The organism is Providencia sp. wls1943 (assembly GCF_009706275.1).
Taxonomy (GTDB): domain Bacteria; phylum Pseudomonadota; class Gammaproteobacteria; order Enterobacterales; family Enterobacteriaceae; genus Providencia; species Providencia zhijiangensis.
Genome location: NZ_WLTU01000007.1, coordinates 280,177 through 305,238, shown reverse-complemented (window position 1 = coordinate 305,238; position 25,062 = coordinate 280,177). Strand labels below are relative to the sequence as shown.

General features: G+C 41.3%; 21 protein-coding genes and 1 tRNA gene. 11 read left to right on the top strand and 11 right to left on the bottom strand.

Annotated elements, in window-relative coordinates:
• Nucleotides 1-12: 12 nt before the first annotated feature.
• Both alr and GKR48_RS03515 read left to right on the top strand, forming a co-directional pair.
• Nucleotides 13-1,077, top strand: a complete 1,065-nt coding sequence (gene alr, locus GKR48_RS03520; RefSeq protein ID WP_154627037.1) for an alanine racemase — start codon at nucleotides 13-15, stop codon at nucleotides 1,075-1,077.
• Nucleotides 1,078-1,245: 168 nt separating this feature from the next.
• Entirely contained in the window at nucleotides 1,246-1,998 is a 753-nt protein-coding gene (locus GKR48_RS03515; protein WP_154627035.1) for a MipA/OmpV family protein, read from the top strand.
• Nucleotides 1,999-2,092: 94 nt separating this feature from the next.
• On the opposite strand, the gene GKR48_RS03510 is transcribed toward GKR48_RS03515, so the two are convergent.
• Entirely contained in the window at nucleotides 2,093-2,983 is an 891-nt protein-coding gene (locus tag GKR48_RS03510; protein WP_154627032.1) for a D-hexose-6-phosphate mutarotase, read from the bottom strand.
• A 247-nt stretch (nucleotides 2,984-3,230) separates the two neighbouring features.
• Nucleotides 3,231-4,226, bottom strand: a complete 996-nt coding sequence (gene gapA, locus GKR48_RS03505) for a glyceraldehyde-3-phosphate dehydrogenase (protein ID WP_006658762.1) — start codon at nucleotides 4,224-4,226, stop codon at nucleotides 3,231-3,233.
• Nucleotides 4,227-4,582: 356 nt separating this feature from the next.
• Between gapA and msrB the strand changes: the two genes are divergently transcribed.
• On the top strand, nucleotides 4,583-4,996 hold the full coding sequence (gene msrB / locus GKR48_RS03500) for a peptide-methionine (R)-S-oxide reductase MsrB (RefSeq protein ID WP_154627030.1): 414 nt from the start codon (nucleotides 4,583-4,585) through the stop codon (nucleotides 4,994-4,996).
• Nucleotides 4,997-5,147: 151 nt separating this feature from the next.
• Nucleotides 5,148-5,441: a YeaC family protein gene (locus tag GKR48_RS03495; protein WP_154627195.1), complete on the top strand. Its 294-nt coding sequence runs from the start codon at nucleotides 5,148-5,150 to the stop codon at nucleotides 5,439-5,441.
• A 63-nt stretch (nucleotides 5,442-5,504) separates the two neighbouring features.
• On the opposite strand, the gene pncA is transcribed toward GKR48_RS03495, so the two are convergent.
• From pncA to sppA, 3 genes are all read right to left on the bottom strand, one after another.
• Nucleotides 5,505-6,125 (bottom strand): bifunctional nicotinamidase/pyrazinamidase, encoded by a 621-nt coding sequence (pncA, locus tag GKR48_RS03490; protein WP_154627028.1) that lies wholly within the window; start codon nucleotides 6,123-6,125, stop codon nucleotides 5,505-5,507.
• Between the two features lie 23 nt (nucleotides 6,126-6,148).
• On the bottom strand, nucleotides 6,149-7,168 hold the full coding sequence (gene ansA / locus GKR48_RS03485) for an asparaginase (RefSeq protein ID WP_154603699.1): 1,020 nt from the start codon (nucleotides 7,166-7,168) through the stop codon (nucleotides 6,149-6,151).
• 228 nt (nucleotides 7,169-7,396) lie between these two features.
• A complete protein-coding gene (gene sppA / locus GKR48_RS03480; RefSeq protein WP_154627025.1) occupies nucleotides 7,397-9,250 on the bottom strand; it encodes a signal peptide peptidase SppA in 1,854 nt (617 codons plus the stop codon).
• Nucleotides 9,251-9,512: 262 nt separating this feature from the next.
• Between sppA and GKR48_RS03475 the strand changes: the two genes are divergently transcribed.
• The 3 genes from GKR48_RS03475 to GKR48_RS03465 are packed head-to-tail and all read left to right on the top strand — an operon-like array spanning nucleotide 9,513 to nucleotide 13,082.
• Complete coding sequence (locus GKR48_RS03475) at nucleotides 9,513-10,064, top strand: NAD(P)H nitroreductase (RefSeq protein ID WP_154627023.1); 552 nt, start codon at nucleotides 9,513-9,515, stop codon at nucleotides 10,062-10,064.
• A gap of 30 nt (nucleotides 10,065-10,094) precedes the next feature.
• Nucleotides 10,095-11,138: a selenide, water dikinase SelD gene (gene selD, locus GKR48_RS03470; RefSeq protein WP_154627021.1), complete on the top strand. Its 1,044-nt coding sequence runs from the start codon at nucleotides 10,095-10,097 to the stop codon at nucleotides 11,136-11,138.
• 3 nt (nucleotides 11,139-11,141) lie between these two features.
• Nucleotides 11,142-13,082 (top strand): DNA topoisomerase III, encoded by a 1,941-nt coding sequence (locus GKR48_RS03465; RefSeq protein WP_154627019.1) that lies wholly within the window; start codon nucleotides 11,142-11,144, stop codon nucleotides 13,080-13,082.
• 135 nt (nucleotides 13,083-13,217) lie between these two features.
• Here GKR48_RS03465 and xthA read toward each other — a convergent pair whose 3' ends face one another.
• Nucleotides 13,218-14,030 (bottom strand): exodeoxyribonuclease III, encoded by an 813-nt coding sequence (gene xthA / locus GKR48_RS03460; RefSeq protein WP_154603708.1) that lies wholly within the window; start codon nucleotides 14,028-14,030, stop codon nucleotides 13,218-13,220.
• A 455-nt stretch (nucleotides 14,031-14,485) separates the two neighbouring features.
• On the opposite strand from xthA, the gene GKR48_RS03455 reads away from it, so the two are divergent.
• Nucleotides 14,486-15,361 (top strand): LysR family transcriptional regulator, encoded by an 876-nt coding sequence (locus GKR48_RS03455; RefSeq protein ID WP_154603709.1) that lies wholly within the window; start codon nucleotides 14,486-14,488, stop codon nucleotides 15,359-15,361.
• 1 nt (nucleotide 15,362) lies between these two features.
• Here GKR48_RS03455 and GKR48_RS03450 read toward each other — a convergent pair.
• From GKR48_RS03450 to GKR48_RS03440, 3 genes are all read right to left on the bottom strand, one after another.
• Nucleotides 15,363-15,447, bottom strand: a tRNA-Tyr gene (locus GKR48_RS03450).
• A gap of 159 nt (nucleotides 15,448-15,606) precedes the next feature.
• Nucleotides 15,607-16,455, bottom strand: a complete 849-nt coding sequence (purU, locus tag GKR48_RS03445; protein ID WP_154603710.1) for a formyltetrahydrofolate deformylase — start codon at nucleotides 16,453-16,455, stop codon at nucleotides 15,607-15,609.
• A gap of 89 nt (nucleotides 16,456-16,544) precedes the next feature.
• Nucleotides 16,545-17,024 (bottom strand): YchJ family protein, encoded by a 480-nt coding sequence (locus GKR48_RS03440; protein WP_154627017.1) that lies wholly within the window; start codon nucleotides 17,022-17,024, stop codon nucleotides 16,545-16,547.
• A gap of 116 nt (nucleotides 17,025-17,140) precedes the next feature.
• On the opposite strand from GKR48_RS03440, the gene rssB reads away from it, so the two are divergent.
• A complete protein-coding gene (rssB, locus tag GKR48_RS03435) occupies nucleotides 17,141-18,157 on the top strand; it encodes a two-component system response regulator RssB (protein ID WP_154627015.1) in 1,017 nt (338 codons plus the stop codon).
• 157 nt (nucleotides 18,158-18,314) lie between these two features.
• Complete coding sequence (galU, locus tag GKR48_RS03430; RefSeq protein WP_154627013.1) at nucleotides 18,315-19,244, top strand: UTP--glucose-1-phosphate uridylyltransferase GalU; 930 nt, start codon at nucleotides 18,315-18,317, stop codon at nucleotides 19,242-19,244.
• 366 nt (nucleotides 19,245-19,610) lie between these two features.
• Here the strand turns inward: galU and hns are convergent, their stop codons facing one another.
• Nucleotides 19,611-20,021 carry a histone-like nucleoid-structuring protein H-NS gene (gene hns, locus GKR48_RS03425; RefSeq protein WP_154627011.1) on the bottom strand — a complete coding sequence of 137 codons (411 nt, stop codon included), beginning with the start codon at nucleotides 20,019-20,021 and terminating at the stop codon, nucleotides 19,611-19,613.
• Nucleotides 20,022-20,546: 525 nt separating this feature from the next.
• On the opposite strand from hns, the gene GKR48_RS03420 reads away from it, so the two are divergent.
• Nucleotides 20,547-21,176 carry a thymidine kinase gene (locus tag GKR48_RS03420; RefSeq protein WP_154627009.1) on the top strand — a complete coding sequence of 210 codons (630 nt, stop codon included), beginning with the start codon at nucleotides 20,547-20,549 and terminating at the stop codon, nucleotides 21,174-21,176.
• Between the two features lie 746 nt (nucleotides 21,177-21,922).
• On the opposite strand, the gene adhE is transcribed toward GKR48_RS03420, so the two are convergent.
• On the bottom strand, nucleotides 21,923-24,583 hold the full coding sequence (adhE, locus tag GKR48_RS03415; RefSeq protein ID WP_154627007.1) for a bifunctional acetaldehyde-CoA/alcohol dehydrogenase: 2,661 nt from the start codon (nucleotides 24,581-24,583) through the stop codon (nucleotides 21,923-21,925).
• Nucleotides 24,584-25,062 lie beyond the last annotated feature (479 nt).

Genomic DNA, 25,062 nt, shown 5'->3' with positions numbered 1-25,062 from the left:
TAAGGAATCGCAATGCCACGCCCAATTCGTGCTGTCATTCATCAACATAATTTAGAACATAATTTAGCAGTGATCCGCCAGAAAATCGGTCAAGCGAAGGTCTGGTCAGTGATGAAAGCGGATGGTTATGGCCATGGTATTAAACGAATTTGGCGCGGACTAAAAGATTCTGATGGTTTTGCCGTTTTAGATCTTCATGAAGCCATTTTATTGAGAAATGAAGGGTGGAAGGGGCCAATTTTATTATTGGAAGGGTTCTTCCAAGCTGATGATTTGGTAGTTATTGACCAGTATCAATTAACAACCAGCGTACACAGTCGCTGGCAGCTAGCCGCCATTGAGCAAGCTTTACTGAATAAACCTATTTCTGTCTACATTAAGCTTAATAGTGGAATGAATCGCTTAGGTTTCTCGGTGGATGAGTATGCGGATATTGTGTCTCAACTGAGCCAGATGGAAAATGTTGCGGATGTGACATTAATGAGCCATTTTGCCAATTCAGATATGGTTGAGGGAATACAAGCGCCGTTAGCGAAAATTCAACAATTTACTCAGTTATCACTTCCGACCTGCATTGCGAATTCAGGGGCGGTTTTATGGCATAAAAACACCCATTATGATTGGGTGCGGGCTGGAATTGTGCTGTATGGCGCGTCTCCGAGTGGCAAATGGGGTGATATTGCTGAGTATGGTTTAAAAGCGGCGATGACGCTGCAATCGGAAATTATTGCAGTCCATGATATTGAAGCAGGCCAATCCATTGGTTACGGTAGCAAATTTACGTCAGAAAAACCGATGCGTATCGCGACTGTGGCCTGTGGTTATGCCGATGGATACCCTCGTCATGCGCCAACTGGAACGCCAGTGTGGTGTCAGGGACAGCGATGTGCGCTGTTAGGTGCGGTTTCCATGGATATGCTCACGATTGATATTAGTGACTGTCCTGAAGCGGCTATTGGCTCTCAAGTCGAGTTGTGGGGCGAGAATTTACCTGTTGATGATGTGGCACAGTCGGCGGGCACAATCGGTTACGAATTATTATGTGCGCTAGCACGTCGCGTACCTATTGATTTTTAATAAAAAAGTACATCATTCATTCACTTGGCTTATATTCTTGATTGGGAAAGATAGACAATCAAAGTAATTTAGCTTTAAATGTGAACCATCTCATTAACGTGGGTGAAATTTCCCACGTTATTCATTCTTATTGTTAACTTCATCTGAATAATTTGGGTTTAATTTAAAATGTCTAAAACAATCAAAATGACCACACTTGCCATTGCGTTAAGTGCGGCCTCAACTGCTGCGTTTGCTGGGACTTGGTCTGTTGGTGGCTCTGTATTAGCACAAGCAACACCGTATAAAGGCATCAAAACGAGCGACTATATTTCGCCTGTTCCCGTTGTAAATTATGAAAGTGAAAATTTTTACTTCCGTACTTTGGCTGTAGGTTATTACCTCTGGAATGATAAAGTTGACCAGTTGTCTTTAGATGCATACTACTACCCACATTTCTTTAAACCAAAAGATAATGATGATGCCGACATGCGTAAGCTGGATCGCCGTCGCGATACCGTAATGGGTGGCTTTACTTACCGTCATAATGCTGACTGGGGTACATTGCGTTTCAATGGCTCTCTCGACATGTTATGGGAAAGCGAAGGCATGCGTGCGGAAGCGGCTTACCTGTATGCATTTAAAGGTGATAACTGGTCTTTAACCCCAGGTGTCGGTATCAAATGGGATAGCGCGAAACTGAACCGTTATGAATTCGGTGTGACATCTAAAGAATCTGCAAATAGCGGGTTAAAACGTTATGAACCAAATTCAAGCTGGACGCCATATGTTGAGCTGTCAGCAAATTATAAAATGACAGACAGCTGGTCACTGTTTGCGCTGGGTCGTGTTGATAAACTGTCTAGCGAAGTGAAAGATAGCCCAATGGTTAATAAATCCTACTCAGCGATTATGTGGAGTGGTGTCACTTACACCTTCTAATTTATACGCTGGAATAGAATGAAAAACCCCAAAATGGCTAGGCTGTTTTGGGGTTTTATTTTTGCATTTATTCTTACGATTATTTTACGCGTGGTTATTCTTGCTGTGGCTGCGGTTTATTTTCGCGGCATACCATTACGAGAGAAAGGCGAGAAGGGCTTTGAGCTTCAGATTTCATTGGCATATGAATGCGAGCCGTTTCCACACAAACCATCTGTTTGTAACCATTATTAGGCATATCCTGCATGCTGCACGATAACTCCGCCCAAGGGTTCCAGCACACCACGTCGCTATGATGATAGTGATGCAACTCAATAGTGCGATTCCAGCCATCATCACGCAATAAACTGTATTCTTCTGGCTCGGTATATATGCGGTCAGTGTGCTTATTAAACTTTAGCGGTTCTGAAATATAGGCTTCTCTATCGGCGACTTTATCGATGTAATGCCCACCAAGGCCATAAACGGTGGCTTTCTGGATATCACTGATATTGAAATAGCTGTGTAATGCGGCGGTGGCCTCGAAGTCACCGTAGCTTTCTAATTCAAGTTCGCAAGTTTCCCCGAGCTTCATACGTAGGATCAGCGTGAACTCATGAGGCCAGAGTTTGCGGGTGTATTCGTTGTCTGTCAGGGTAAAGGTGAGAATGACACCACAATCATGTTCATTATGAGCCGTAAATTGCCAAGGTAAAATACGGGCAAAACCGTGACTAGGGCTATTTACAGGACCAAACCATGGCCAGCAAATAGGAATACCGCCACGAATGGCAATTCCTTCTTTAAACGCACTTTCTGGGCTTAACCAAAGGCAGGGTTTTTGACCTGCGGGTTGCCAGTCAATTAAGTGGGCACCTTGTAGGCTCACGGCACCACGCACTTTTGGGTGGGAAATGACGATCAGCGGTAAATCGCCAAGTTGACGTTGGGTAATGTAAGGGGAAATTTGTTTGATAACAGGTAAAGCAAAAATTTTATCATGCATTGTCTTGCGCCTGTGGTTGTTGGTCCATCATCACGACCTAAATCAGCGACTATAAATAGAACAGCGCCTATAAATAGGGCAGTAACTAGAAATAACAATATAACAAACTCACGATACTGCAAGTGGCATTGAATGAAGCGGGGGACGCAGCTTGGAGTATATTGAGCTGGGCTTTAATTTTGAATGTATGAAAGATACAAAAGAGCCGCCAAGAGGCGGCTCAGTCACACTGGTTGCTTAACAGCTCTTATTTAGAGATGTGAGCAATCAGGTCTAGAACTTTGTTAGAGTAACCAGTTTCGTTGTCATACCAAGAAACCAGTTTCACAAAGTTGTCGTTCAGAGCGATACCTGCTTTAGCATCGAATACTGAAGTCAGTTTTTCGCCGTTGAAATCGGTAGATACAACGTCGTCTTCAGTGTAACCCAGAACGCCTTTCAGCTCGCCTTCTGCCGCTTCTTTGATAGCGTCACAGATTTGTGCGTAAGTTGCTGGTTTTGCCAGACGTGCAGTCAGGTCAACAACAGAAACGTTAGGAGTTGGAACACGGAAAGACATACCAGTCAGTTTACCGTTCAGCTCAGGAATAACTTTACCTACAGCTTTAGCCGCACCAGTTGAAGATGGGATGATGTTTTGAGAAGCACCACGACCACCACGCCAGTCTTTGTGAGATGGACCATCAACAGTTTTTTGTGTTGCTGTGGTTGCGTGAACAGTGGTCATCAGACCTTCAACGATACCAAATTTGTCGTTGATAACTTTAGCCAGTGGAGCTAAGCAGTTAGTTGTGCAAGATGCGTTAGAAACGATTTCTTGACCTGCGTAAGCTTTGTGGTTAACGCCCATAACGAACATTGGAGTGTCATCTTTAGAAGGACCAGTTAACACAACTTTTTTCGCGCCTGCTTGGATGTGTTTACGAGCAGTCTCGTCAGTCAGGAAGATACCAGTTGCTTCAGCAACAACATCAACACCGACTTCGTTCCATTTCAGGTTTGCAGGATCTTTCTCTGCTGTAACACGGATTTTTTTACCGTTAACAACTAAGTGACCATCTTTAACTTCAACAGTACCGTTGAAACGACCGTGAGTTGAGTCGTATTTCAACATGTATGCCATGTACTCTGCATCGAGCAGATCGTTGATAGCAACGATTTCGATGTCAGAACGCTCTTGTGCAGCACGGAAAACGATACGGCCGATACGACCAAAACCATTAATACCTACTTTGATAGTCATAGTATTTCCACCAGCTATTTTATTTCGTGAATTAAGATGTACTTAAAGTTACCAAAACCTTGCCAGCCGTCAAGCGGAATCGTGTCAATTATTGAAAAAAATCAATTCTGATACCACTATCTGCATATTTGTCAGTCACTTCAGCAGCAAATACAGCCGCACGTATTATCGGGATTGTTCAGCATAATGAAACCATCCATCAGTGATATATGTGAGGCTCATCACAAATCAAACCGTAAAGTTCTAACCTTAATAGTCTAGAATAGTTTTCCACTGAGCGTTGTTAAGTTTTTGTTGCTTGAAATGGATGCGAAATCGCTTTAATACGCATCTTTTTGAAAAAGAGTAGGTAATCGATGTCGAATAAAGATAAGCAAGCTATTGATTTATCAAAGCTTAACCAAGTCCAGCTGTATGTTACACAACAGGCTGGCACAGAGCCCCCATTTAGTGGTCAATTATTGCATAACCGTAAAGATGGCGTGTATGAATGTCTCTGTTGTGGAACCCCTTTATTCCTTTCTGAGACCAAATTTGATGCGGGCTGCGGATGGCCGAGTTTCTTTCAACCAATTGATGAAAGTTTGATAAAATTTATCGAAGATTTCTCTCATGGAATGCATCGTATTGAAGTGCGCTGTGGTAATTGTAATGCGCATCTTGGACATGTATTTCCCGATGGTCCACAACCAACCGGACAGCGTTACTGCATAAATTCAGCATCGCTAAGTTTTACGGATGACCAAACGGGCGAAAAGACCGCAGGATAACGTGCTGAAGCTTGCTGAAGTGTGAAGGCATGTTCGGAAATAACGATTCAGCTAATTATTCAAAATACAATGTATAAATAATACCGTAAAAAAATAATTATCTTGATTGCCACTAAATTGATGTGATGAGGCGTGTAACGTGAGCGTAGAAATGGATGCACAACAAATAGACCAATTACTGTCTGTCATGACCCTTGAAATTTACCAGCGTTTAGTGACGGCAGTGGAGTTAGGTAAATGGCCTGATGGCGTGGCATTAACGCCAGAACAAAAAGAAAATACCTTACAGATGGTGATGTTATGGCAATCTCGCCATAATCATGATGCGGAGCATATGACGGTCGGCACAGACGGCCAAATTACCATGAAGAGCAAGCAAGAGTTAAAAGCGCTTTTCCAAGGGGAGCGGTTAGCGACGTTGAAACCGCAAGAAAACGACGAATAAGGTAGTTAGCCCTGCAAATTAGCAGGGCCAAAATTTGAAACCCATTAGTAGGGAGATGGAACGCTAGAGTGGCAATGTCACTAACTTAGCGCCCGCACTCTGCATTTCTGCTAACGCCTTCTGGCTATCTTCAGGGTCTAAATTAACACCGCGACATCCATCCGTGAGCACATCGACACGGTAGCCCAGTCTTAGCGCGTCCAGCACAGTAAACTTCACGCAATAGTCGGTCGCAATACCCATAATCATTAAATGGCTGATTTGTTGCTGCTGAAGCCACACATGAAGTTCAGTTTGACTGACTCGGTCATTATCAAAAAAGGCACTATAGCTATCTACCTGCGGATTTTCACCTTTAGTAAATACCTTCTGAATAGCTTGGCGATGAAGCTCTGGATGGAAATCAGCACCATGGGAGCCTTGTACACAGTGAACCGGCCACCAAACTTGTGGCAATCCATTCAGTTCGCCAAGGGTGCCAACAGGCTGGTTAGAATTGACGGCAAAACTGAGGTGGTTTTCTGGATGCCAATCTTGGCTGGCTAAAACCGTGATACCTTGTTTTTGGCATTGCTTAATAACGTGGTTTGCGGTTTCAATAACCTGTTCGCTTTGTTTTACAGCGAGAGCACCACCAGTACAAAAATCATTTTGTAAGTCGACTAACAGTAATGCTGATTTCATCATTCTTCTCAGTAGGTTATGGCTTATTCATCGGCGTAGCTTAATTCACCACGTAGATTATTTTGCATTAATTCGCGAATAAGCTCAGAGGTATAATCTTGGCTTAGTAAGTAATGTAATTTACTCAATGCGGCTTCAAAAGTCATATCAAAACCACTGATCACTCCAGATTCTGCTAATGCGTGTCCAGTGGCGTAACCTTCCATATTTACCCGCCCAGAAATACATTGGGTAAGGTTGACAACAATAATGCCACGAGAAGTCGCTTCACGAAGAATACGCAGAAGTTCCGGTTGCTGAGGGGCATTTCCTACACCGTAAGAGCGCAAGATTAGCGCTTTAACTGGTTGCTGAAGAATATTTCTTACGATTTCAATGGATAACCCCGGGTAGAGCGTAACAACCCCAATAGGCTGTGGGGTAATGCGATGGGTTTTTAATTCGCCAACGCCAATCGGTGCTGGGCAGGCATTGAATGTACGGATATGAATACCGGCTTCCATCAGTGGGGAACAGTTTGGCGAAGTGAACGCTTCAAAACCATCCGCATGAGCTTTCACAGTGCGGTTACCGCGATACAGTTTATTATTGAAGAATAAACCCACTTCATTGATCGGGTAGTTTGCCGCTAAATAGAGTGCATTAAGCAGGTTGGTTTGCCCATCGGAACGTAGGGCTTCCAGTGGAATCTGTGACCCTGTCACAATAATCGGCTTCTTCAAGTTTTCAAACATAAAGGAGAGTGCAGAAGCCGTAAATGCCATGGTGTCAGTGCCATGTAGGATCACAAAACCATCATATTTATCGTAATTTTCACTGATGTCATCGGCGATATTTTGCCAATCTTCCGGTGTAATGTCCGAGGAGTCGATTAACGGCTGGTGTTCACGGATCGTAAATGTTGGCATTTCAGGGCGATGAAACTCAGGCATTTGGGCTAATTGCGCCTGTAGGTGACCAGAAACAGGAATATAGCCTTGAGGAGAATGGCGCATGCCGATGGTGCCACCCGTATAAACGACATAAATCGATTTCTTCTGCATTTTGTTACCTAACGATGACAAGCGAAGTTCTGTATGAATAAGAAATTCTGTGTGTGAATAATTTGGATTATAAGGATTTTGGCTTATTTACTGGAGATAATCTATGGATAAAACAAGATATTGCAGATTGTTGTGATGGAAACTTCCGTTTACGCTAGCGTGATTCACCGCGAATGGCAGCCCCTCTATGGTTGTCTTGAGAGGGGTGCCATTGGTGAAAATGAATAGTTAGTTAATTTCTGCGCAGTTTAAGCAAAATGCGTAACGATTTTGTGGATCGTTCATTTTTAAGAAAAACTGAGCTTGGCGGCGAATATCGGTAGCGACAGCCGGCGGTAGGAAAGTTTGCAATGCATCAGGCATCATGACTTGAACGTTGCTAGTCAATTCAAGGATCAACTGATCCATAAAGGACAGTTCAGGTTGCATCCAATCCAGTTCGACAGATTTTACTTTTGCTAACTCCGCGGCTTTTGCGACGGCATCATCGAAATCACCAAGTTCATCGACTAAACCAATTTTCAGCGCATCCTTACCAATCCAAACGCGGCCTTGGGCAATCTTATCGATTTCTTCCGGTGTTTTATGGCGAGATTGAGCAACTAAGCCAATAAAGGTTTGGTAGCCATTTTCGATGGTGATTTGCATCATATCAGAAAATTGTGGGCTAATCCCTTTAGTGACAGAAACGCCTGCTAATGGGGACGTCGAAACACCGTCAGTATAAACGCCGATAGATTCTAATGAGCTTTCAAAGGTATTGATCACACCGAAAATACCGATAGAGCCGGTTAAAGTGCTTGGGCTAGCAATGATGTAGTCAGCTGGTGTTGAGATCCAGTAACCGCCTGATGCGGCCATGCCACCCATTGACACGACGACTGGTTTCTTCGCGGTACGCACAGCGGCTAATTCACTGCGGATCAGGTCAGAAGCACTGACACTTCCCCCAGGGCTATTAACGCGTAATACGATGGCTTTAATGTTTTCATTTAAGCGCGCATCACGGATTTGAGCTGCGAGGGTTTCGCCACCAGCAATACCGGGAGTTTGTGGACCATCCATGATGGCACCTTGAACGACGATAACTGCAATATTACCGTCGCTGTTGCTGGTATCGGCAATTTTAGTGGAGTAATCATAGATGCTAATGCCATTGAATGTTTTATCTTCTTTATTCCAACCAAACTGATTAGAGAACACATTTTCGGCTTGCTCGCGAGTGTAAATCTTATCCACTAATTTTTGCTGCAAAGCATACTGCGCAGTATCACCCTTGACGGCGCGAAGTTGTGCAATGAGCTTATCCGCTCCTGGGAAGATTTGTTCAGCTTTAGATTGGCGATTCTCCGCGATAGATCCTAAATAGTTATCCCATAAGGTATTTAACCAAAGTAGGTTAGCTTCACGGGCTTCAGGTGACATATTATCGCGCATCATCGGTTCAACTGCAGATTTGTAGGTACCAACGCGGAAAATATGGGTGCTTACCTTGAGTTTTTCTAATAAAGATTTGTAATACAGGGTATCCGTTGAGAAACCGTAAATTCCGACGGTGCCATGGGGTGCGAGATAAATTTCATCTGCGAAGCTAGCTAAATAATATTGAGCTTGTGTATAGCTATCGCCCATTGCATAGACTGATTTTCCAGAGGCTTTGAACTCTTCAATCGCTTTACCGATGTATGCCATGGAGGGTTGATCTGCACCAACCAGATTATCTAAACGTAGTATTAGACCTGTAATGCGGTCATCGTCAGCGGCGGTACGAATGGTATCGACGATATCGAATAGCGAGTTTTCCTGCATTAAGTTGTTCGAGGTACCCAGCAATTCGCGGCTCATGCGTCCGAAAGGATCCGGGGAAGAGACCTGGTCGACAACAACCCCTTGTAGATCAACAACCAGTGCACCAAAATAGTTTTTTTCTGGCTCGCTGTCGGATTGCAAGAGAGAATAACCGCCGATCACTAAAAATAGCAACACGAAGAAAAGTGCGTTGAAAACAAATTGTCGAATGAAATTAATGACTCGCCAGCTAAACTTAAAAACGGTGGCGAAAATATCCCAGAGTTGTCGCATTTTTTCTCCAGTGTGAGGATATCAATCAAGTTGGCGGCATAAAATGACGCGCGAATGATTTAGAATATCATCTATTTGACAGATGATTAATAGATAGATTAATCAATAGATTTAATCCTATACAGTATCAAACGATGACAGATACCAAATAATGTAATACAGGATTATTCATAACAAAACCATTGTGAGCGTTGTACAATAGCTCGATGGTATTTCTATTTTGCTGAGCACTACATCAGCTTACTCTTAATCGGAGATCAATATGGATGCATTAACCCTTTTGTTGAACCGCCGTTCAGCTTCACGCTTAACCACTCCAGCGCCGCAAGGTGAACAACTCGACAATATTCTTGCCGCAGGAATGAGAGCGCCAGACCACGGGGCATTGAAGCCATGGCACTTTGTTGTTATGCAAGGAGAAGGTATCGCTCGCTTCAGCCAATTGCTTGAAAAAGCAGCTGTAGAAGGCAAGTTAGGTGCGGAAGTTGAAGAAAAAGCGCGTAATGCACCATTTCGTGCGCCGCTCATCATTACTGTGATTGCGAAAGTGAAAGATCATCCCAAAGTGCCACAGTGGGAACAAATTGTTGCCGCAAGCTGCACCGTACAAGCGATGCAAATGGCCGCATTAGCACAAGGTTTTGGCGGTATTTGGCGTTCAGGTTCATGGACGGAAGACGCTATCGTGCGTGACGGTTTAGGTTGTGAAGAAAATGACCATATTGTCGGTTTCCTTTATTTAGGCACCCCAGAATTAAGAGCACCTACAAAAGCTCAACAACCTGATATGACAGGCTTTGTGTCCTATTTTTAAGTAGATAGCGAATTTCTAAAGAGACAGACAATGACAGAAAAAATTAGACTGACCCAATATAGCCATGGTGCTGGTTGCGGATGCAAAATCGCACCAAAAGTGTTAGAGCAAATTTTACATACTGAACAAGCTAAATTTCATGATCCTCACTTATTAGTGGGCAATGAAACCAAAGATGATGCCGCAGTTTATGATTTAGGTAATGGCATCGGCATTATCAGTACCACTGACTTCTTTATGCCTATCGTGGATAACCCATTTGAATTCGGACGTATTGCTGCAACGAACGCCATCAGCGATATTTTCGCGATGGGCGGTAAGCCAATTATGGCGATTGCGATCCTCGGCTGGCCGATTGCTAAATTGCCACCAGAAGTGGCTCGCGAAGTGATTGAAGGCGGACGTGCTGCTTGTGCGGATGCAGGAATTTCACTGGCAGGTGGTCACTCTATCGACTCACCAGAACCTATCTTTGGTTTAGCGGTGACTGGGGTCGTGAACACAGATTATGTGAAGAAAAACAGTGCTGCGAGCGCAGATTGCGAACTGTTCCTAACCAAACCGTTGGGTATTGGTGTGCTAACCACGGCTGAGAAAAAAGGCGTGTTAGCACCAGAACATGCGCACCTTGCTGCTGAAACTATGTGCCAAATGAACAAGTTCGGTGCGGTTGTTGCGCCTTTAGACGGCGTGACGGCGATGACGGACGTAACGGGCTTTGGTTTGCTTGGTCATTTAAGTGAGATCTGTGAAGGCTCCGGTGTTCGTGCTCAGATTTCCTTTAACAAAGTGCCAAAACTTGCTGATGTGGAAAAATACATTGAAGCGGGTTGTGTGCCGGGTGGAACTCAGCGCAACTTTGATAGCTACGGTCACTTAATTGGACCAATGAGTGATATGCAGCGCCAATTATTGTGTGACCCACAAACGTCAGGCGGGCTTCTCATCGCGATTAAATCATCGGAAGTCGCTAAAATTAAAGAGATTGCACAGCAGCAAGGTGTTTTGTTACAGTCTGTCGGTACCTTATTACCTGCACAAAGCGGTGTGCCTTTAATTGAAGTGATCGACTAATCTATGCGTTTGTTTATTGCGGAAAAGCCCAGTCTTGCAAGGGCCATTGCGGATGTACTGCCAAAACCTCATCGTAAAGGGGATGGTTTTATTCAATGTGGCGATGACCAGATGGTCACGTGGTGCATTGGGCATCTTTTAGAACAGGCTGAACCGGATGCGTATGATCCGCGTTATGCCCGTTGGAATTTGCAAGATTTGCCGATCATTCCTGAGAAGTGGCAATTGAAGCCGCGTTCCGCAGTAACCAAACAATTAAACACTATCGACGCGCTACTTAAACAAGCCAGCGTCGTTGTCCACGCAGGAGACCCCGATAGAGAGGGGCAGCTGCTGGTGGATGAGGTGCTGGATTACTTCAAGCTTGATCCCGAAAAACGCAAAAGCGTGAAACGCTGTTTAATCAACGACTTGAACCCTCAAGCTGTTGAGAGAGCGATTGATCGTTTACGTGAAAACCGTGAATTTATTCCATTATGTGTTTCTGCATTAGCCCGCGCTCGTGCAGATTGGCTGTATGGAATTAATATGACTCGCGCCTATACCTTATTAGGACAGCGAGGTGGTTACCAAGGGGTTCTCTCTGTTGGGCGCGTACAAACTCCTGTATTGGGGTTGGTCGTTAGGCGCGACGAAGAGATAGAACACTTTGTACCGAAAGACTTTTTTGAAGTTAAAGCGCACATTGTCACGCCAAAGGATGAGCGCTTTGTCGCAGTTTGGCAGCCAAGTGAATCTTGCATCGATTTTCAAGATGAAGAAGGGCGTTTAATTCATCGCCCATTAGCGGAACATGTAGTTTCTCGCATCGAAGGTAAGCCGGCGATTGTCACGCAATACCAAGATAAACAGGAAACTGAGATTGCACCATTGCCGTTTTCGTTATCCGCTTTGCAGATTGAAGCCGCCAAAAAATACGGTTTAAGTGCTCAAGAGGTGCTGGATATTTGCCAGAAACTGTATGAAACCCATAAGCTTATCACTTACCCGCGTTCGGATAGCCGGTATTTGCCGGATGAGCATTTTGCAGGGCGCCATGCGGTATTAAATGCGATTGCGGTACACCAACCCGCATTAACTGAATTTGAATTACCTGAACTGGATAAGAAAAACCGTTGTTGGGATGATAAGAAAGTGGATGCCCACCATGCCATCATTCCGACGGCTAAAACAGCCGTTGTGCGTTTAACTGAAAATGAAAGCAATGTGTACCAGTTAATTGCTCGTCAGTACATTATCCAATTTATGGCAGATGCGGTTTACCGCAAATGTACCATCGATTTAGACATTGAAAACGGCAAATTTAATGCCAAAGCACGTTTTCTCGCAGAAGCGGGGTGGCGAGTCGTATTAGGTGGGAAAGAGCGTGACGCGGAAAACGACGGTATGCCATTGCCTATCGTGAAAAAAGGCGATGAGCTTTTGTGTGAAAAAGGGGAAGTGGTTGAACGGCAAACTCAACCACCTCGCCCATTTACCGATGCAACACTGCTGTCTGCGATGACGGGGATCGCTCGTTTTGTGCAGGATAAAGCATTAAAAAAAGTATTGCGTGAAACGGATGGTTTAGGCACAGAAGCGACGCGAGCGGGGATTATTGACTTACTGTTTAAGCGTCAATTTTTGTTTAAAAAAGGGCGCTATATTCACGCCTCACCCGCTGGGCGAGCGCTGATCCACGTTTTACCTGATATGGCGACCTTGCCCGATATGACGGCTCACTGGGAATCAAGGCTAACGCAGATCAGCGAAAAACAGACGCGCTACGATGATTTTATGCAGCCGTTAAGCCAGACGTTAATCAACTTAATTCAGCAAGCTCGTCAATATACAAACTTGCGCGCGTTTCGTGAGTTGCCACCTGTTGCCAATAACAAAGGGGCAAAGAAGGGCGCGAAAAAAGCAAGTGCGAGTAAAGGGAAAAAATCCTCACCGTCAGCATAGGCGCAGTGGATTTCTAAACTTGAGCGCACTAAGCAGTAATTGGTTGAATTTAGTGTGCACCAAGGATGAATGTAGGAAGGGATCTAGGGGAAAGCATAGGGCATATGATTATGCCCTATAAAGGGAGGCTTAGGATTACTTAGTAAGGTCAAACTCAGCCCAAACAGGTGCGTGGTCAGACGGTTTTTCCATGCCACGGATATCGTAATCAATACCTGTTGCGCTACAACGGCTGGCGAGTTTCTTTGAGGCGAGCAGAAGGTCAATACGCAGACCTCGGTTATCGTCAAAGCCTTTGGAGCGATAATCAAACCATGAGTAGCAATCGGTGGTATCTGGATGCTGTTCACGATAGGTATCAACAAGTCCCCAACTCAGTAGTTTATCCAGCCATTCACGCTCTTCAGGTAAGAACGAGCATTTTCCGGTTTTCAACCAACGCTTACGGTTAACTTCACCAATGCCGATGTCTAAATCCGTATGGCTGATGTTCATGTCACCCATAATCAGCAATTGGGAATCCGCGGTTTGCGTTGATGTTACGTAATCTTGCAGATCACGATAGAATTTTTCTTTTGCTGGGAATTTGGTTGGGTGATCACGGCTTTCCCCTTGAGGGAAGTAGCCATTAACGACAGTCAGAATTCCTTCGCTGGTTTGAATATCAGCCATGATGATGCGGCGCTGAGCTTCATCATCATCCGTTGGGAAACCTTTTCTAACGGCAAGTGGTTCATTTTTCAGGAGTAATGCTACGCCATAGTGGGCTTTTTGACCGTGAAAATAAACATGGTAGCCTAATTTACTGACTTCCTCGTAAGGGAACATATCATCGTGGACTTTTGTCTCTTGTAACCCAATGACTTCAGGTTGATGCTTCTCAATAATCGCTTCCAGTTGATGAGGACGTGCTCTTAGACCATTAATGTTGAACGAAATAAATTTCATGGTTACTTATCACCCATTGCTTTGAACATGACTGAGGGGATTCTATCAGATGCTAACAATAGTGTAACTATTAAATATTTTTTGTTTATATAATTGCCCATAATTTATTAGGGAACTTTAATTTTTAATAATAATATATCTATGACTGTTAATTAAAAAATGTTTGTTAGTTTTATAATTAACTACTAAAAAGTTCATTTAAAGTCAGTTGGTTATTTATATTTTAATGTGATTTAATGGTGGGGCAATAAAAAATAATCAAATGAAACAATATAATATATTGCTTTGCTATGTTGGAAATTATAAAAATACTTTTATGAAATATTGTTAACCATCAAATGAAAAAATTTATTTAAATTTTTATTTGATGTGGAAGATTATGGGTTAATCAACATGCTGTTATTTAAAATAATCATGTTGGTTTACATTTCAATAAATAGAATGGGGTCATAGATATGTTCTTTTCAAGAAAATTAGAGGCGTTTATGGCAGTTGTTGAAAATGGCTCGCTAAGCAAGGCTGCAAGGGTGATGAACCGCACGACACCCCCCATCGCAAAATCCATAAAAGACTTTGAAACGAGTTTGGGTAAACGGCTTTTTAAACGAGAAAAATTTGGAATGACATTAACTAAGGATGGCCAAGAACTTTATAATGATCTTAGAGATCTCTACTTGCAGGAGAAAGAAATAACGAAAAAACATTTTTCTGGTTATATCGTCAATGAAGCCAATATTTATTATGACTGGGGAAAGGAAAATCATCTAATTAATTTATATCAAGCAGCACACAAAAATAATGTACAGGTTAATATATTAAGATTTAACTATGATGAGGTAGATGAAATTGTCGATTATGATGGGAATACTTTAATTTTAAGTTCTGAATTAGTCGTCAGTGAAAGATTTTCATTACAAAAAAAAATAGAGAATGCTCCTTTAGGTATTTATTGCAGAAAAGAATTATATGAAAAATTTAATCATGATGTTGTCGTATTGCTACAGCAAAGCACTTGGCTATGTGACCCTTCATTTTATAAAAGCTCACTTATGAGTGACTTGCTGGCTAAAGTTGAAACCGCAGAGAGTAAATCCAGTATACGACAGATGGATAATATTGGGTGTTGCCAGAGTTTCATTCAAGACGGTGATTTTATCGGGATTATTGATCACTATCCTGAGGATGAGCTGATTGATAGGTCGCTGATCTATGTTTCATTAAATGGAATTTTGGATAAAAGTGACTGTTATATTTATAAATCAAAATCACATTCAAGTGTATTAAATCGATTTATTGGGGTAGTTGATAAACTTGGAAAAGAGACTGCTTAGATGGTGGTGGGAGAAGGATTCGAACCTTCGAAGTCTGTGACGGCAGATTTACAGTCTGCTCCCTTTGGCCGCTTGGGTATCCCACCAGATTTTGAATTGCTGTAATCGTTCACAGCGGGCGGCATCATATCAAATGACGCGCCCCTGTAAAGTATTAATTGAAAAAAAATGTCTGAATGCTGATTTTTTAATCTTAATGCGTGATAAATCAACAAATTACTACAATTAATAACTGATGCGCTATGTTATAAAATAATTGTTCGATTTCCATAAACAAAGACGCGCTGTGCTAATACCCAATATAAAGCGTGGCTCAATACGTTCTTTTCAACGTCTCGACCCGCACGCATCATATCATCCGCAGTAAATGTGTGGTCCACATTGATAACGTTTTGCGTGATGATTGGGCCTTCATCCAAATTATCATTCACAAAGTGAGCGGTTGCTCCAATAATCTTAACACCACGCTCATAGGCTTGGTGATAAGGTCGTGCACCAATGAATGCAGGTAAGAATGAATGGTGAATATTAATAATTTGATTAGGGTAATGCTGAACGAAAGCAGGGGTTAACACTCGCATATATTTCGCAAGGACTACGTAATCAGGCTGATATTGATCAATCTGCGCAGTGAGCTTTTCATCGTGCTGTTCGCGGGTTAACCCTTCATGGCTAATATGGTGGAATGGAATACCAAACTGCTCGACTAGGTTTTTCAAAGTATCGTGGTTGCCGATAACGGCAGCAATATCGACATCTAACCCATCGTAAGCACTTTTCATCAGAAGATCACCAAGGCAGTGCGCCTCTTTTGTGACCATAATAACAATGCGGCGACGCCCTGCAGTGTTTAATTCACGCTTAGATCCTTCCGGCAATGCATCATCTAAATCAGCCAGTAAAGTTTCATCGTTAAAAATCCCTTCCAGTTCCGTTCTCATGAAGAAACGACCAGTACGGTGATCAACAAACTCATTATTTTGGATAATGTTCAGCTGGTGTTTGTAGCAAATGTTGGTGATTTTAGCGATCAATCCTTTTGCATCAGGACAAATGGTTCTGAGAATTTTTTTCTGTACATTTTTGTGTTGCATGGAACTGTCTAATCCTTAACTGACTAAAGCCTAATAATTTAGGCTCATCGTAATTTGTGCAATGAATATACGAATTGATAAACAGAGAATTAATAACTATCGCAGCACTTCTTAAATTTTTTTCCTGAGCCGCATGGGCAATCATCATTGCGCCCAATTTTTGGTGTTATTCCGTCAATGTAATACCACTGTGTATCAATGCGAAGAAAACGGGAACGTTCGTGAATAAGCTGTTTATGATCAGCTTTTTCATCAATAAAGCAAGCCGAAAATTCGACATAAGCTTCGTCAGGATTTTTAGCATGAGAAGAACTAATGACACGCAGGCCCAGCCATTCAGTTTGTTCAAAGCTATCTAAGATAGCCTCTCGCCACTCTTGTGCTTGGCAATCTGGATGCCATGTTTTGATGAGGTAATCCGCATTGTGATGGACATAAGCGCTGTATCGTGAACGCATTAATTGCTCTGGGGTTTCAGCAATAGCTTGCTCAAGCAACAGCGGAGAGCAGCATTGGTCAAACGGCAGAGGATGACCACAGCTACAATTATTTTTTAAAGATTGGCTCATTCTTTTCTCGATAAAATAACTATACTTAAAGATATAGTCGTTAATGATTTTATAATATGACTATTGTCGTCAGAATATATTACTTATGAAACCAGGGTTGTCGTGGTAGGTATGATATGAAAAATAGAAAAATACTCATAGTTGAAGATGAAAAAATTTTTTGTACTATTCTTCGTGAATACCTCGAAAGTTTAGAAACAGAAGTCTACATCGCGGATAACGGTGCGCTTGCACTTGACCTGATCACGCAAAAAAAGGTGACTCCCGATGTCATTCTTTGTGATCTCAATATGCCTGTCATGAATGGAGAATCATTTATGGCGGAGCTGGTGGAGCGCAATATTAATGTACCTGTGATTGTTATTTCGGCAACCACAGACTTCACGCAATTAGATAGAATGTTTCGTCTTGGGGCGAAAGATGCTTTATTAAAGCCAATAAAAAATCTTGATGAAGTGAAAGTGACAATTCATGCGGCCCTGTATCCAGAACAGTATGACTCTGACGCACTCATTGAAAATGAAATCCAAAATATTTCTAATATTTTGAGTAATGACAAGTTGGATATGTTAGCTATTTTGAAACAATTACAGCCTCCCGTGGCGCAAGTTATCAATGGCTATAAGATAAACTATAGACAATTAAACGAAGCGAATCGTTTTGGACTGCTGTTGGACATCGCTGCAATATCGGAAGATCAAATTGGATTTTATTGCATTGATATAGAACGCTCCCCGCAAGAAGGTGTGATGGCGGCCTTTTTAATTCGTGTTGTGTTTAATGATTTGTTAAAGAGTGCAGTGAACAACCGAGATAAAAAGTTACCACAAATTGATAATATTATTAATCAAATAAATCACTTACTGGAAGACTCTGGCTTTTCTGGTCAGTTCCCATTGTTACTTGGTTACTTTAATGCCAAATCTAAAAGTGTGATTTTGGCGAGTGCAGGGCTGGAAGCCAATATTACAACGGAGCACCATCATTATCATCTTGCGCGCAATGTCCCATTAGGTACGCTAAAAACATATCATTCAAATCGATTAGGTTTTCAAGGCGAGAATTGGAAGTGTCTTATTCATAATTCTAATCAGAAAATTAAGTTAATGTTTAATCCTGACGCTCAGAAATAATGCACTTATTTAATGAATATAGGTTCTATTTATCCTAAACGAGCCTATCTCTATTTATTCAATAATGAATCCTGATATACTGGCGCGCACTAAAAACGCGCCAGTATAGTTTATTGAAGATATAAACGGCGCTTATTAAATTTTTGGAGTTCTTGAGATGATCAAACGCAAGGTGCGTAAAGCGGTAATCCCAGTAGCAGGTTTAGGAACACGTATGCTTCCAGCAACGAAAGCCATTCCTAAAGAGATGCTACCGGTTGTTGATAAGCCTTTAATCCAGTATGTGGTTAATGAATGTATTGCCGCAGGGATTAATGAAATTGTATTAGTGACGCATTCATCTAAAAATTCTATTGAAAACCACTTTGATACCAGTTTTGAACTTGAAGCCATTTTAGAGGCGCGAGTTAAGCGCCAATTATTGGATGAAGTTAAATCCATTTGCCCAAGTCATGTGACTATCATGCAAACACGCCAAGGCATTGCTAAAGGCTTAGGTCATGCCATTCTGTGTGCTAAGCCATTAGTCGGTGATGAGCCTTTTGCCGTGATCCTTCCGGATGTTATTTTAGACCGCTACAGCACCGATTTAACGAAATTCAACCTTAAAGAGATGTTAGAACACTACGAAACTACTGGGGCTAGCCAAATTTTAGTTGAGCCAGTACCAGAAGAAGATGTTTCTAACTACGGAATTGTGGATTGCAACGGTGTGACTTTACACCCGGGCGATAGTAAACCTATTTCTCGTATGGTGGAGAAACCGAAACGTGATGAAGCGCCATCCAATTTATCTATCGTAGGGCGTTATGTATTATCTGAAAAAATTTGGGATGCATTGGCAAAAACTGCCCCAGGTGCTGGCGACGAAATTCAATTAACAGATGCCATCGCTTTAATGATGGAAAATAAAGAACCTGTTGAAGCTTACCACTTATGTGGTAAAAGCCATGACTGCGGAAATAAATTAGGTTACATGAAAGCCTTCGTAGAATATGGCATGCAACACGATACGTTAGGAAATGATTTTTCCGTATGGATTCAAGAGTTAGCCGCTAATTTAGATACTACTGCGAAATCTAATTAATAGATAAACTCCCTTTATGTGTATAAAAAGCTAACCAAAATGGTTAGCTTTTTTTATACAAATCTATAAAGGGAGTATTCGGATTTTAAGTGTCATTAAATGTCAGTAATATAATATAAATCTATAACACCCGTGTCGCGTGTGAATTAATTAGCGTAAGACCTATCAAGGTGAGTTCAAGAATTTTATCTGATGAGATTACGTAACTTTACTTTAACGCTATATTTTATTTTGTACTATTATTTTTGATTAGCGCTGGATGAAGAAAAATGGATTAGGAAAGATGAAGGATGGATAATATTGGGGTTGTTATAAATAAAAACACCCTTATAAAAAGGGTGTTTAGAATTTGAAAGGTTGTTAATCTTAGATTAAGAAATCGTCTAAAGATTTACCTTGTTCTTCGATTGCAACTTTAATTACTGCTGGAGTACGACCTTGGCCTGTCCAAGTTTTAGTTTCGCCGTTCTCATCAACATATTTATATTTTGCTGGGCGAGCAGCACGCTTAGCGCGAGTGCTGGTGCTTTTACCTGAATCCATAGTTTGCAGGAGGTCATTTAAATCTACGCCTTGTTCTAACATCATTTCGCGAATTTTTTCCAGTTTGCGATTACGTTCTTCGATTTCAGCGCGAGCTTGGCTTTCTTCATCACGACGTTCAGCAACAACGACAGTTAATTTTTCCAGCATTTCTTCTAAAGATTCTAAAGTCATTTCTCGTGCTTGAGCACGAAGCGTACGGATGTTATTTAATGCTTTTAATGATTCGCTCATTTTCCTGGTCTCAATTTTATATGTTGGCATGTGTACAGTAATAATAGAGTGCTATTTTAAATTCTGCAATAGCTAAATTACTTTAGTAGTTTAAAAGTTATCTTTAACGAATGCAATTTTTTTACAAAAGAATTATAAAAATTTTCGTTGCTATAAATTGCTCTATTATCAATAACGGTACTAATGAAAAAAGGTAATTAGAAAATGCCACTAAATTTTATATTAATAGCCTAGTGATAACCATTACCTTTTGTTTGTCGATGTATCAATGGATGTCTTTAACGGAAATTTTCTTTTTTTGACAGAATTAATTTGGCAATATGTGCCAATGGCTATACCAGATAAAGTTAATATCAGTTTGAGATTAATTGTCTACAACACAGATGATGTGTGATCTAAAGGAATTAATTTAACGTAGTGATAGATGGAAATTCATACACTTAGTTATCTACGTAGGTTTAAGTTAATCTTAAAATGCCTTTATGCTAAAGTATTTGCGAATATTATTTTTTAGGAAACCGCCCAATGGCACAGCTATATTTTTATTATTCTGCGATGAACGCGGGTAAATCGACTTCATTATTACAATCTTCTTATAACTATCACGAACGAGGGATGCGTACGTTGATTTTTACCGCTGAAATCGATAACCGCTTCAGTCAGGGTAAGGTATCTTCGCGGATAGGTTTATCTGCGGATGCGTTATTATTTTCGCCTATAACGAATATGGCAGAAATTATCAAGAACGAGAATGATGCACAAAAAGTACATTGCGTACTTATTGATGAATGCCAATTTCTGACAAAACATCAAGTAGAGCAATTATGTGATGTTGTCGATAATTTAGACATTCCGGTACTCTGTTATGGTTTACGAACGGATTTTTCTGGAGAATTGTTTGCAGGAAGTCAGTATTTATTGGCGTGGGCAGATAAGTTAGTTGAGTTAAAGACAGTTTGTTACTGTGGACGTAAGGCAAATAAAGTTTTACGGATTGGTGGTGATGGCATCCCTGTATACGAAGGGGCTCAAGTGGATATCGGCGGGAATGAAAAGTATATCTCAGTTTGCCGAAAGCATTACTCTGAAGCCATTAAGCAAGCTCAATTAATGAATAGTGGTGCAATTGAAAAAATACCATTTAACTTCAAATAAGCATTAATTAAGATTTATGCTTCATATAGTTTACAAATAGGAATATCAGATTATTAAGATATTTTTGTCAAATAAAGTAAATGGATTAATAAAACACTCAGTTCGTTAGTTCTAAAAAGGGATGTATCACAGATAAAGCTTCAACATTCATAGAATAAAAGCGGATTGAATAAAATTTGACAAGCCTCATGTTTTTAACATGGGGCTTTCTTTTTATACCTGTTTAATTTCACACATTGTTAGATTATTTATAATCAAACAATGAAAATTCGCACAAAACAGTAGGCTAAATAAAGTTTAGCATTTCACTGTTTCAGTTTATTCAAATACGACTAAAGCAGCCTGAAACCTTCAGTATACTATTGTAGGGGCTAGGCAAAATAGAGCGGCTATAATGATTCTGGATTAGGTCAAGCTTCCCTCTAGCACTGTCTCTACCTACAAAAATACAATTGCTTGAAAGAATATTAAAACCCATATAAATAGGAAGGCTATTTTTCACCGCAGCAATAAACTTTAAATAACAGTGAACTTTAATTAGCAGTAAACGTATATCAGTAATTGAACCGCTCATTGTGCTGTAGTTTTGTTGATGTAATGGCTGCCAGCTGAAATAAAAGGCACTTTCTCAATCAGTTGGTACATTATGATGGCTAAATAACGAGAAAGGCTCCAAAAGCGTTAGGGAGACCCTAAATCTTTTGAAGCCTTTTTATCTATTAATGGCTAAGCCACCAGTATGTTAACTATTTTTTGCTGCTTTTCTTTTCAGCTTTTGGTGCCACTGGCTCTGCACTTTGTTCAGTAAATTCACGGCCGTAGTAAGAATCCAGTAACAGCTGTTTAATTTCAGAAATCAGCGGATAACGTGGGTTAGCGCCAGTACATTGGTCATCAAATGCATCTTCAGATAGTTTATCTAAGTGAGCTAAGAAGTCTGCCTCGGCAACACCCGCTTCACGGATAGACTTAGGTATGCCTAAATCAGCTTTCATCTCTTCTAACCAAGCCAGTAAGCGTTCAATTTTCGCACCAGTACGGTCACCCGCTTTGGTTAACCCTAAGTGGTCTGCAATTTCAGCATATTGGCGACGTGCTTGAGGACGGTCATATTGGCTGAATGCTGTTTGCTTAGTTGGATTATCATTTGCGTTGAAACGAATTACGTTACAAATCAATAGGGCGTTTGCTAAACCGTGTGGAATATGGAATTCCGATCCCAGTTTATGCGCCATTGAGTGACAAACCCCTAAGAAGGCGTTAGCAAAAGCAATACCAGCTAATGTTGCTGCATTATGAACACGCTCTCTTGCTACTGGGTTTTTTGCCCCTTCATGGTAGCTTGCTGGCAGATAATCTTTTAACAGGGTCAGTGCTTTGAGCGCTTGACCATCAGAGAACTCATTTGCCAGAACAGAAACGTAAGATTCTAATGCGTGAGTTACTGCATCCAAACCACCAAACGCGGTTAAGGATTTAGGCATATTCATCACAAGGTTAGCATCAACAATCGCCATGTTTGGTGTTAATGCGTAGTCCGCTAATGGGTATTTTTGACCTGTTTTATCATCAGTCACAACGGCAAATGGTGTCACTTCTGAGCCTGTACCTGAAGTGGTGGTGATAGCGACCAGTTTTGCTTTCACCCCCATTTTCGGGAACTTGTGAATACGTTTACGGATATCCATAAAACGTAACGCTAATTCTTCAAAGTGTGTTTCTGGATGTTCGTACATCACCCACATGATTTTCGCGGCATCCATTGGGGAACCACCACCTAAGGCAATGATTACATCCGGTTGGAAGGCTTGCATTTGCGCAGCACCTTTACGCACAACGGATAATGTTGGATCAGCTTCGACTTCAAAGAAAACATCAGTTTCAATATGGTGTTTTTTCAGAACATCGACAATTTCATCAACATAGCCATTATTAAATAAGTAGCTATCGGTCACGATAAAGACGCGTTTTGCACCATCAGTGGCTATCTCTTCTAAAGCGATTGGAAGACATCCACGGCGGAAATAGATTGAACTAGGAAGTTTATGCCACAACATATTTTCAGCTCTTTTTGCCACGGTTTTCTTATTGATTAAATGTTTTGGTCCTACGTTTTCAGAGATGGAGTTACCACCCCAAGAACCACAACCCAAGGTTAAAGATGGCGCCAGTTTAAAGTTATACAGGTCACCGATACCGCCTTGAGACGCAGGGGTATTAATCAAAATACGCGCCGTTTTCATTTTTTCGCCAAAATAGCTGACACGGTCATGCTGGTTATCTTGGTCAGTATAGAGACAAGATGTGTGACCGATACCACCCATTTCCACTAACTGTTCAGCTTTCTCTACTGCATCTTCAAAGTTTTTAGCGCGATACATCGCTAAGAGTGGGGACAGTTTTTCATGAGCGAATGGTTCTGATTCATCAACAAGTTTGACTTCACCGATTAAAATCTTAGTTGTTTCAGGAACAACAACTCCAGCCATTTCTGCAATTTTAAATGCAGGTTGACCCACGATAGCCGCATTTAAGTTGCCATCTTTCAAAATAATATTTTGTACTGCTTTGAGCTCTTTACCTTGCAGCAGGTAGCCACCATGGGTAGAGAAGCGCTCACGGACTTGATCATAAACTGCATCAACCACGACAACAGATTGTTCAGATGCGCAAATCACGCCGTTATCAAACGTTTTTGACATTAAGATAGAGGCAACGGCACGTTTGATGTCTGCAGTTTCATCGATAACAACTGGCGTGTTACCCGCACCAACGCCAATCGCTGGTTTACCAGAGCTGTAAGCCGCTTTCACCATGCCTGGACCACCTGTTGCTAAGATCAGGTTAATGTCAGGGTGGTGCATCAGCGCATTGGACAGCTCAACAGAAGGGGAGTCAATCCAGCCAATAATATCTTTTGGAGCGCCAGCTTCAATGGCCGCATTCAATACAATCTCAGCTGCACGGTTGGTCGCAATTTTAGCGCGAGGATGTGGAGAGAAAATAATGGCGTTACGCGTTTTTAAGCTAATTAATGATTTAAAAATTGCGGTCGAGGTTGGGTTAGTGGTTGGAACGATACCACAGATAATACCAATCGGTTCAGCAATGGTGATGGTACCAAAGGTTGGATCCTCAGAAAGAACACCACAGGTTTTTTCATCTTTATAGGCGTTGTAGATATACTCAGAAGCGAAGTGGTTTTTTATCACTTTATCTTCAACAATTCCCATGCCTGACTCTTCAACCGCAAGTTTTGCTAATGGAATTCGTGCATCAGCAGCAGCAAGGGCAGCGGCACGGAAAATACGATCCACTTTCTCTTGAGAGAAGCTGGCAAATTCACGTTGAGCTTTTTTGACACGAGCAACAAGTTCATTGAGTTCAGTAACGTTTGTTACGGACATATAGATTACTCCTGATAAAGTTAAAATTTTTAAGCCAATGAGCAAAGCATCTAAAAAAAGCTGTTGCGCCTAGAACATCCAAAGTGGCCATTCCAAATAAGTACCTAAAACAACAGTATAGATAAACTTAATAATAATGCTTTTCACCCATGCTAATTGGCTTATAAATTTCAGATAAATAGCTCAAAAAGTAAAAATTAACTGATTGATCACAGCGTTTATCAATTGAGACTAGATTAACAAAAAGGGAATTTAATAAAGTGATCTAAATCACAAAGTATGCAAGCTGACTCCATTCAGCATGCCATTTTTACGGGGTTCATTGATTTGCAAAAAAATGATTAAATTATCGCTAAAAAGAGGTGAATTAATCATCCATTTTTGACTGCTAAGATAATCTGCAATAAATAATTCTATTAAGATGCACAAAATTGTTTTTTAACTAAGGATTTTAGCGATTTCAGTGATAAAATTAGTTC

Coding starts and splice junctions, on each gene's coding strand:
- pncA (WP_154627028.1), bottom strand. CDS start 6,125: ATGAAATCAGCATTACTGTTAGTCGACTTACAAAATGATTTTTGTACT.
- GKR48_RS03515 (WP_154627035.1), top strand. CDS start 1,246: ATGTCTAAAACAATCAAAATGACCACACTTGCCATTGCGTTAAGTGCG.
- xthA (WP_154603708.1), bottom strand. CDS start 14,030: ATGAAATTTATTTCGTTCAACATTAATGGTCTAAGAGCACGTCCTCAT.
- purU (WP_154603710.1), bottom strand. CDS start 16,455: ATGCAACACAAAAATGTACAGAAAAAAATTCTCAGAACCATTTGTCCT.
- rssB (WP_154627015.1), top strand. CDS start 17,141: ATGAAAAATAGAAAAATACTCATAGTTGAAGATGAAAAAATTTTTTGT.
- adhE (WP_154627007.1), bottom strand. CDS start 24,583: ATGTCCGTAACAAACGTTACTGAACTCAATGAACTTGTTGCTCGTGTC.
- sppA (WP_154627025.1), bottom strand. CDS start 9,250: ATGCGACAACTCTGGGATATTTTCGCCACCGTTTTTAAGTTTAGCTGG.
- hns (WP_154627011.1), bottom strand. CDS start 20,021: ATGAGCGAATCATTAAAAGCATTAAATAACATCCGTACGCTTCGTGCT.
- msrB (WP_154627030.1), top strand. CDS start 4,583: ATGTCGAATAAAGATAAGCAAGCTATTGATTTATCAAAGCTTAACCAA.
- galU (WP_154627013.1), top strand. CDS start 18,315: ATGATCAAACGCAAGGTGCGTAAAGCGGTAATCCCAGTAGCAGGTTTA.
- GKR48_RS03475 (WP_154627023.1), top strand. CDS start 9,513: ATGGATGCATTAACCCTTTTGTTGAACCGCCGTTCAGCTTCACGCTTA.
- GKR48_RS03465 (WP_154627019.1), top strand. CDS start 11,142: ATGCGTTTGTTTATTGCGGAAAAGCCCAGTCTTGCAAGGGCCATTGCG.
- GKR48_RS03420 (WP_154627009.1), top strand. CDS start 20,547: ATGGCACAGCTATATTTTTATTATTCTGCGATGAACGCGGGTAAATCG.
- GKR48_RS03440 (WP_154627017.1), bottom strand. CDS start 17,024: ATGAGCCAATCTTTAAAAAATAATTGTAGCTGTGGTCATCCTCTGCCG.
- GKR48_RS03495 (WP_154627195.1), top strand. CDS start 5,148: ATGGATGCACAACAAATAGACCAATTACTGTCTGTCATGACCCTTGAA.
- ansA (WP_154603699.1), bottom strand. CDS start 7,168: ATGCAGAAGAAATCGATTTATGTCGTTTATACGGGTGGCACCATCGGC.
- gapA (WP_006658762.1), bottom strand. CDS start 4,226: ATGACTATCAAAGTAGGTATTAATGGTTTTGGTCGTATCGGCCGTATC.
- GKR48_RS03510 (WP_154627032.1), bottom strand. CDS start 2,983: ATGCATGATAAAATTTTTGCTTTACCTGTTATCAAACAAATTTCCCCT.
- selD (WP_154627021.1), top strand. CDS start 10,095: ATGACAGAAAAAATTAGACTGACCCAATATAGCCATGGTGCTGGTTGC.
- alr (WP_154627037.1), top strand. CDS start 13: ATGCCACGCCCAATTCGTGCTGTCATTCATCAACATAATTTAGAACAT.
- GKR48_RS03455 (WP_154603709.1), top strand. CDS start 14,486: ATGTTCTTTTCAAGAAAATTAGAGGCGTTTATGGCAGTTGTTGAAAAT.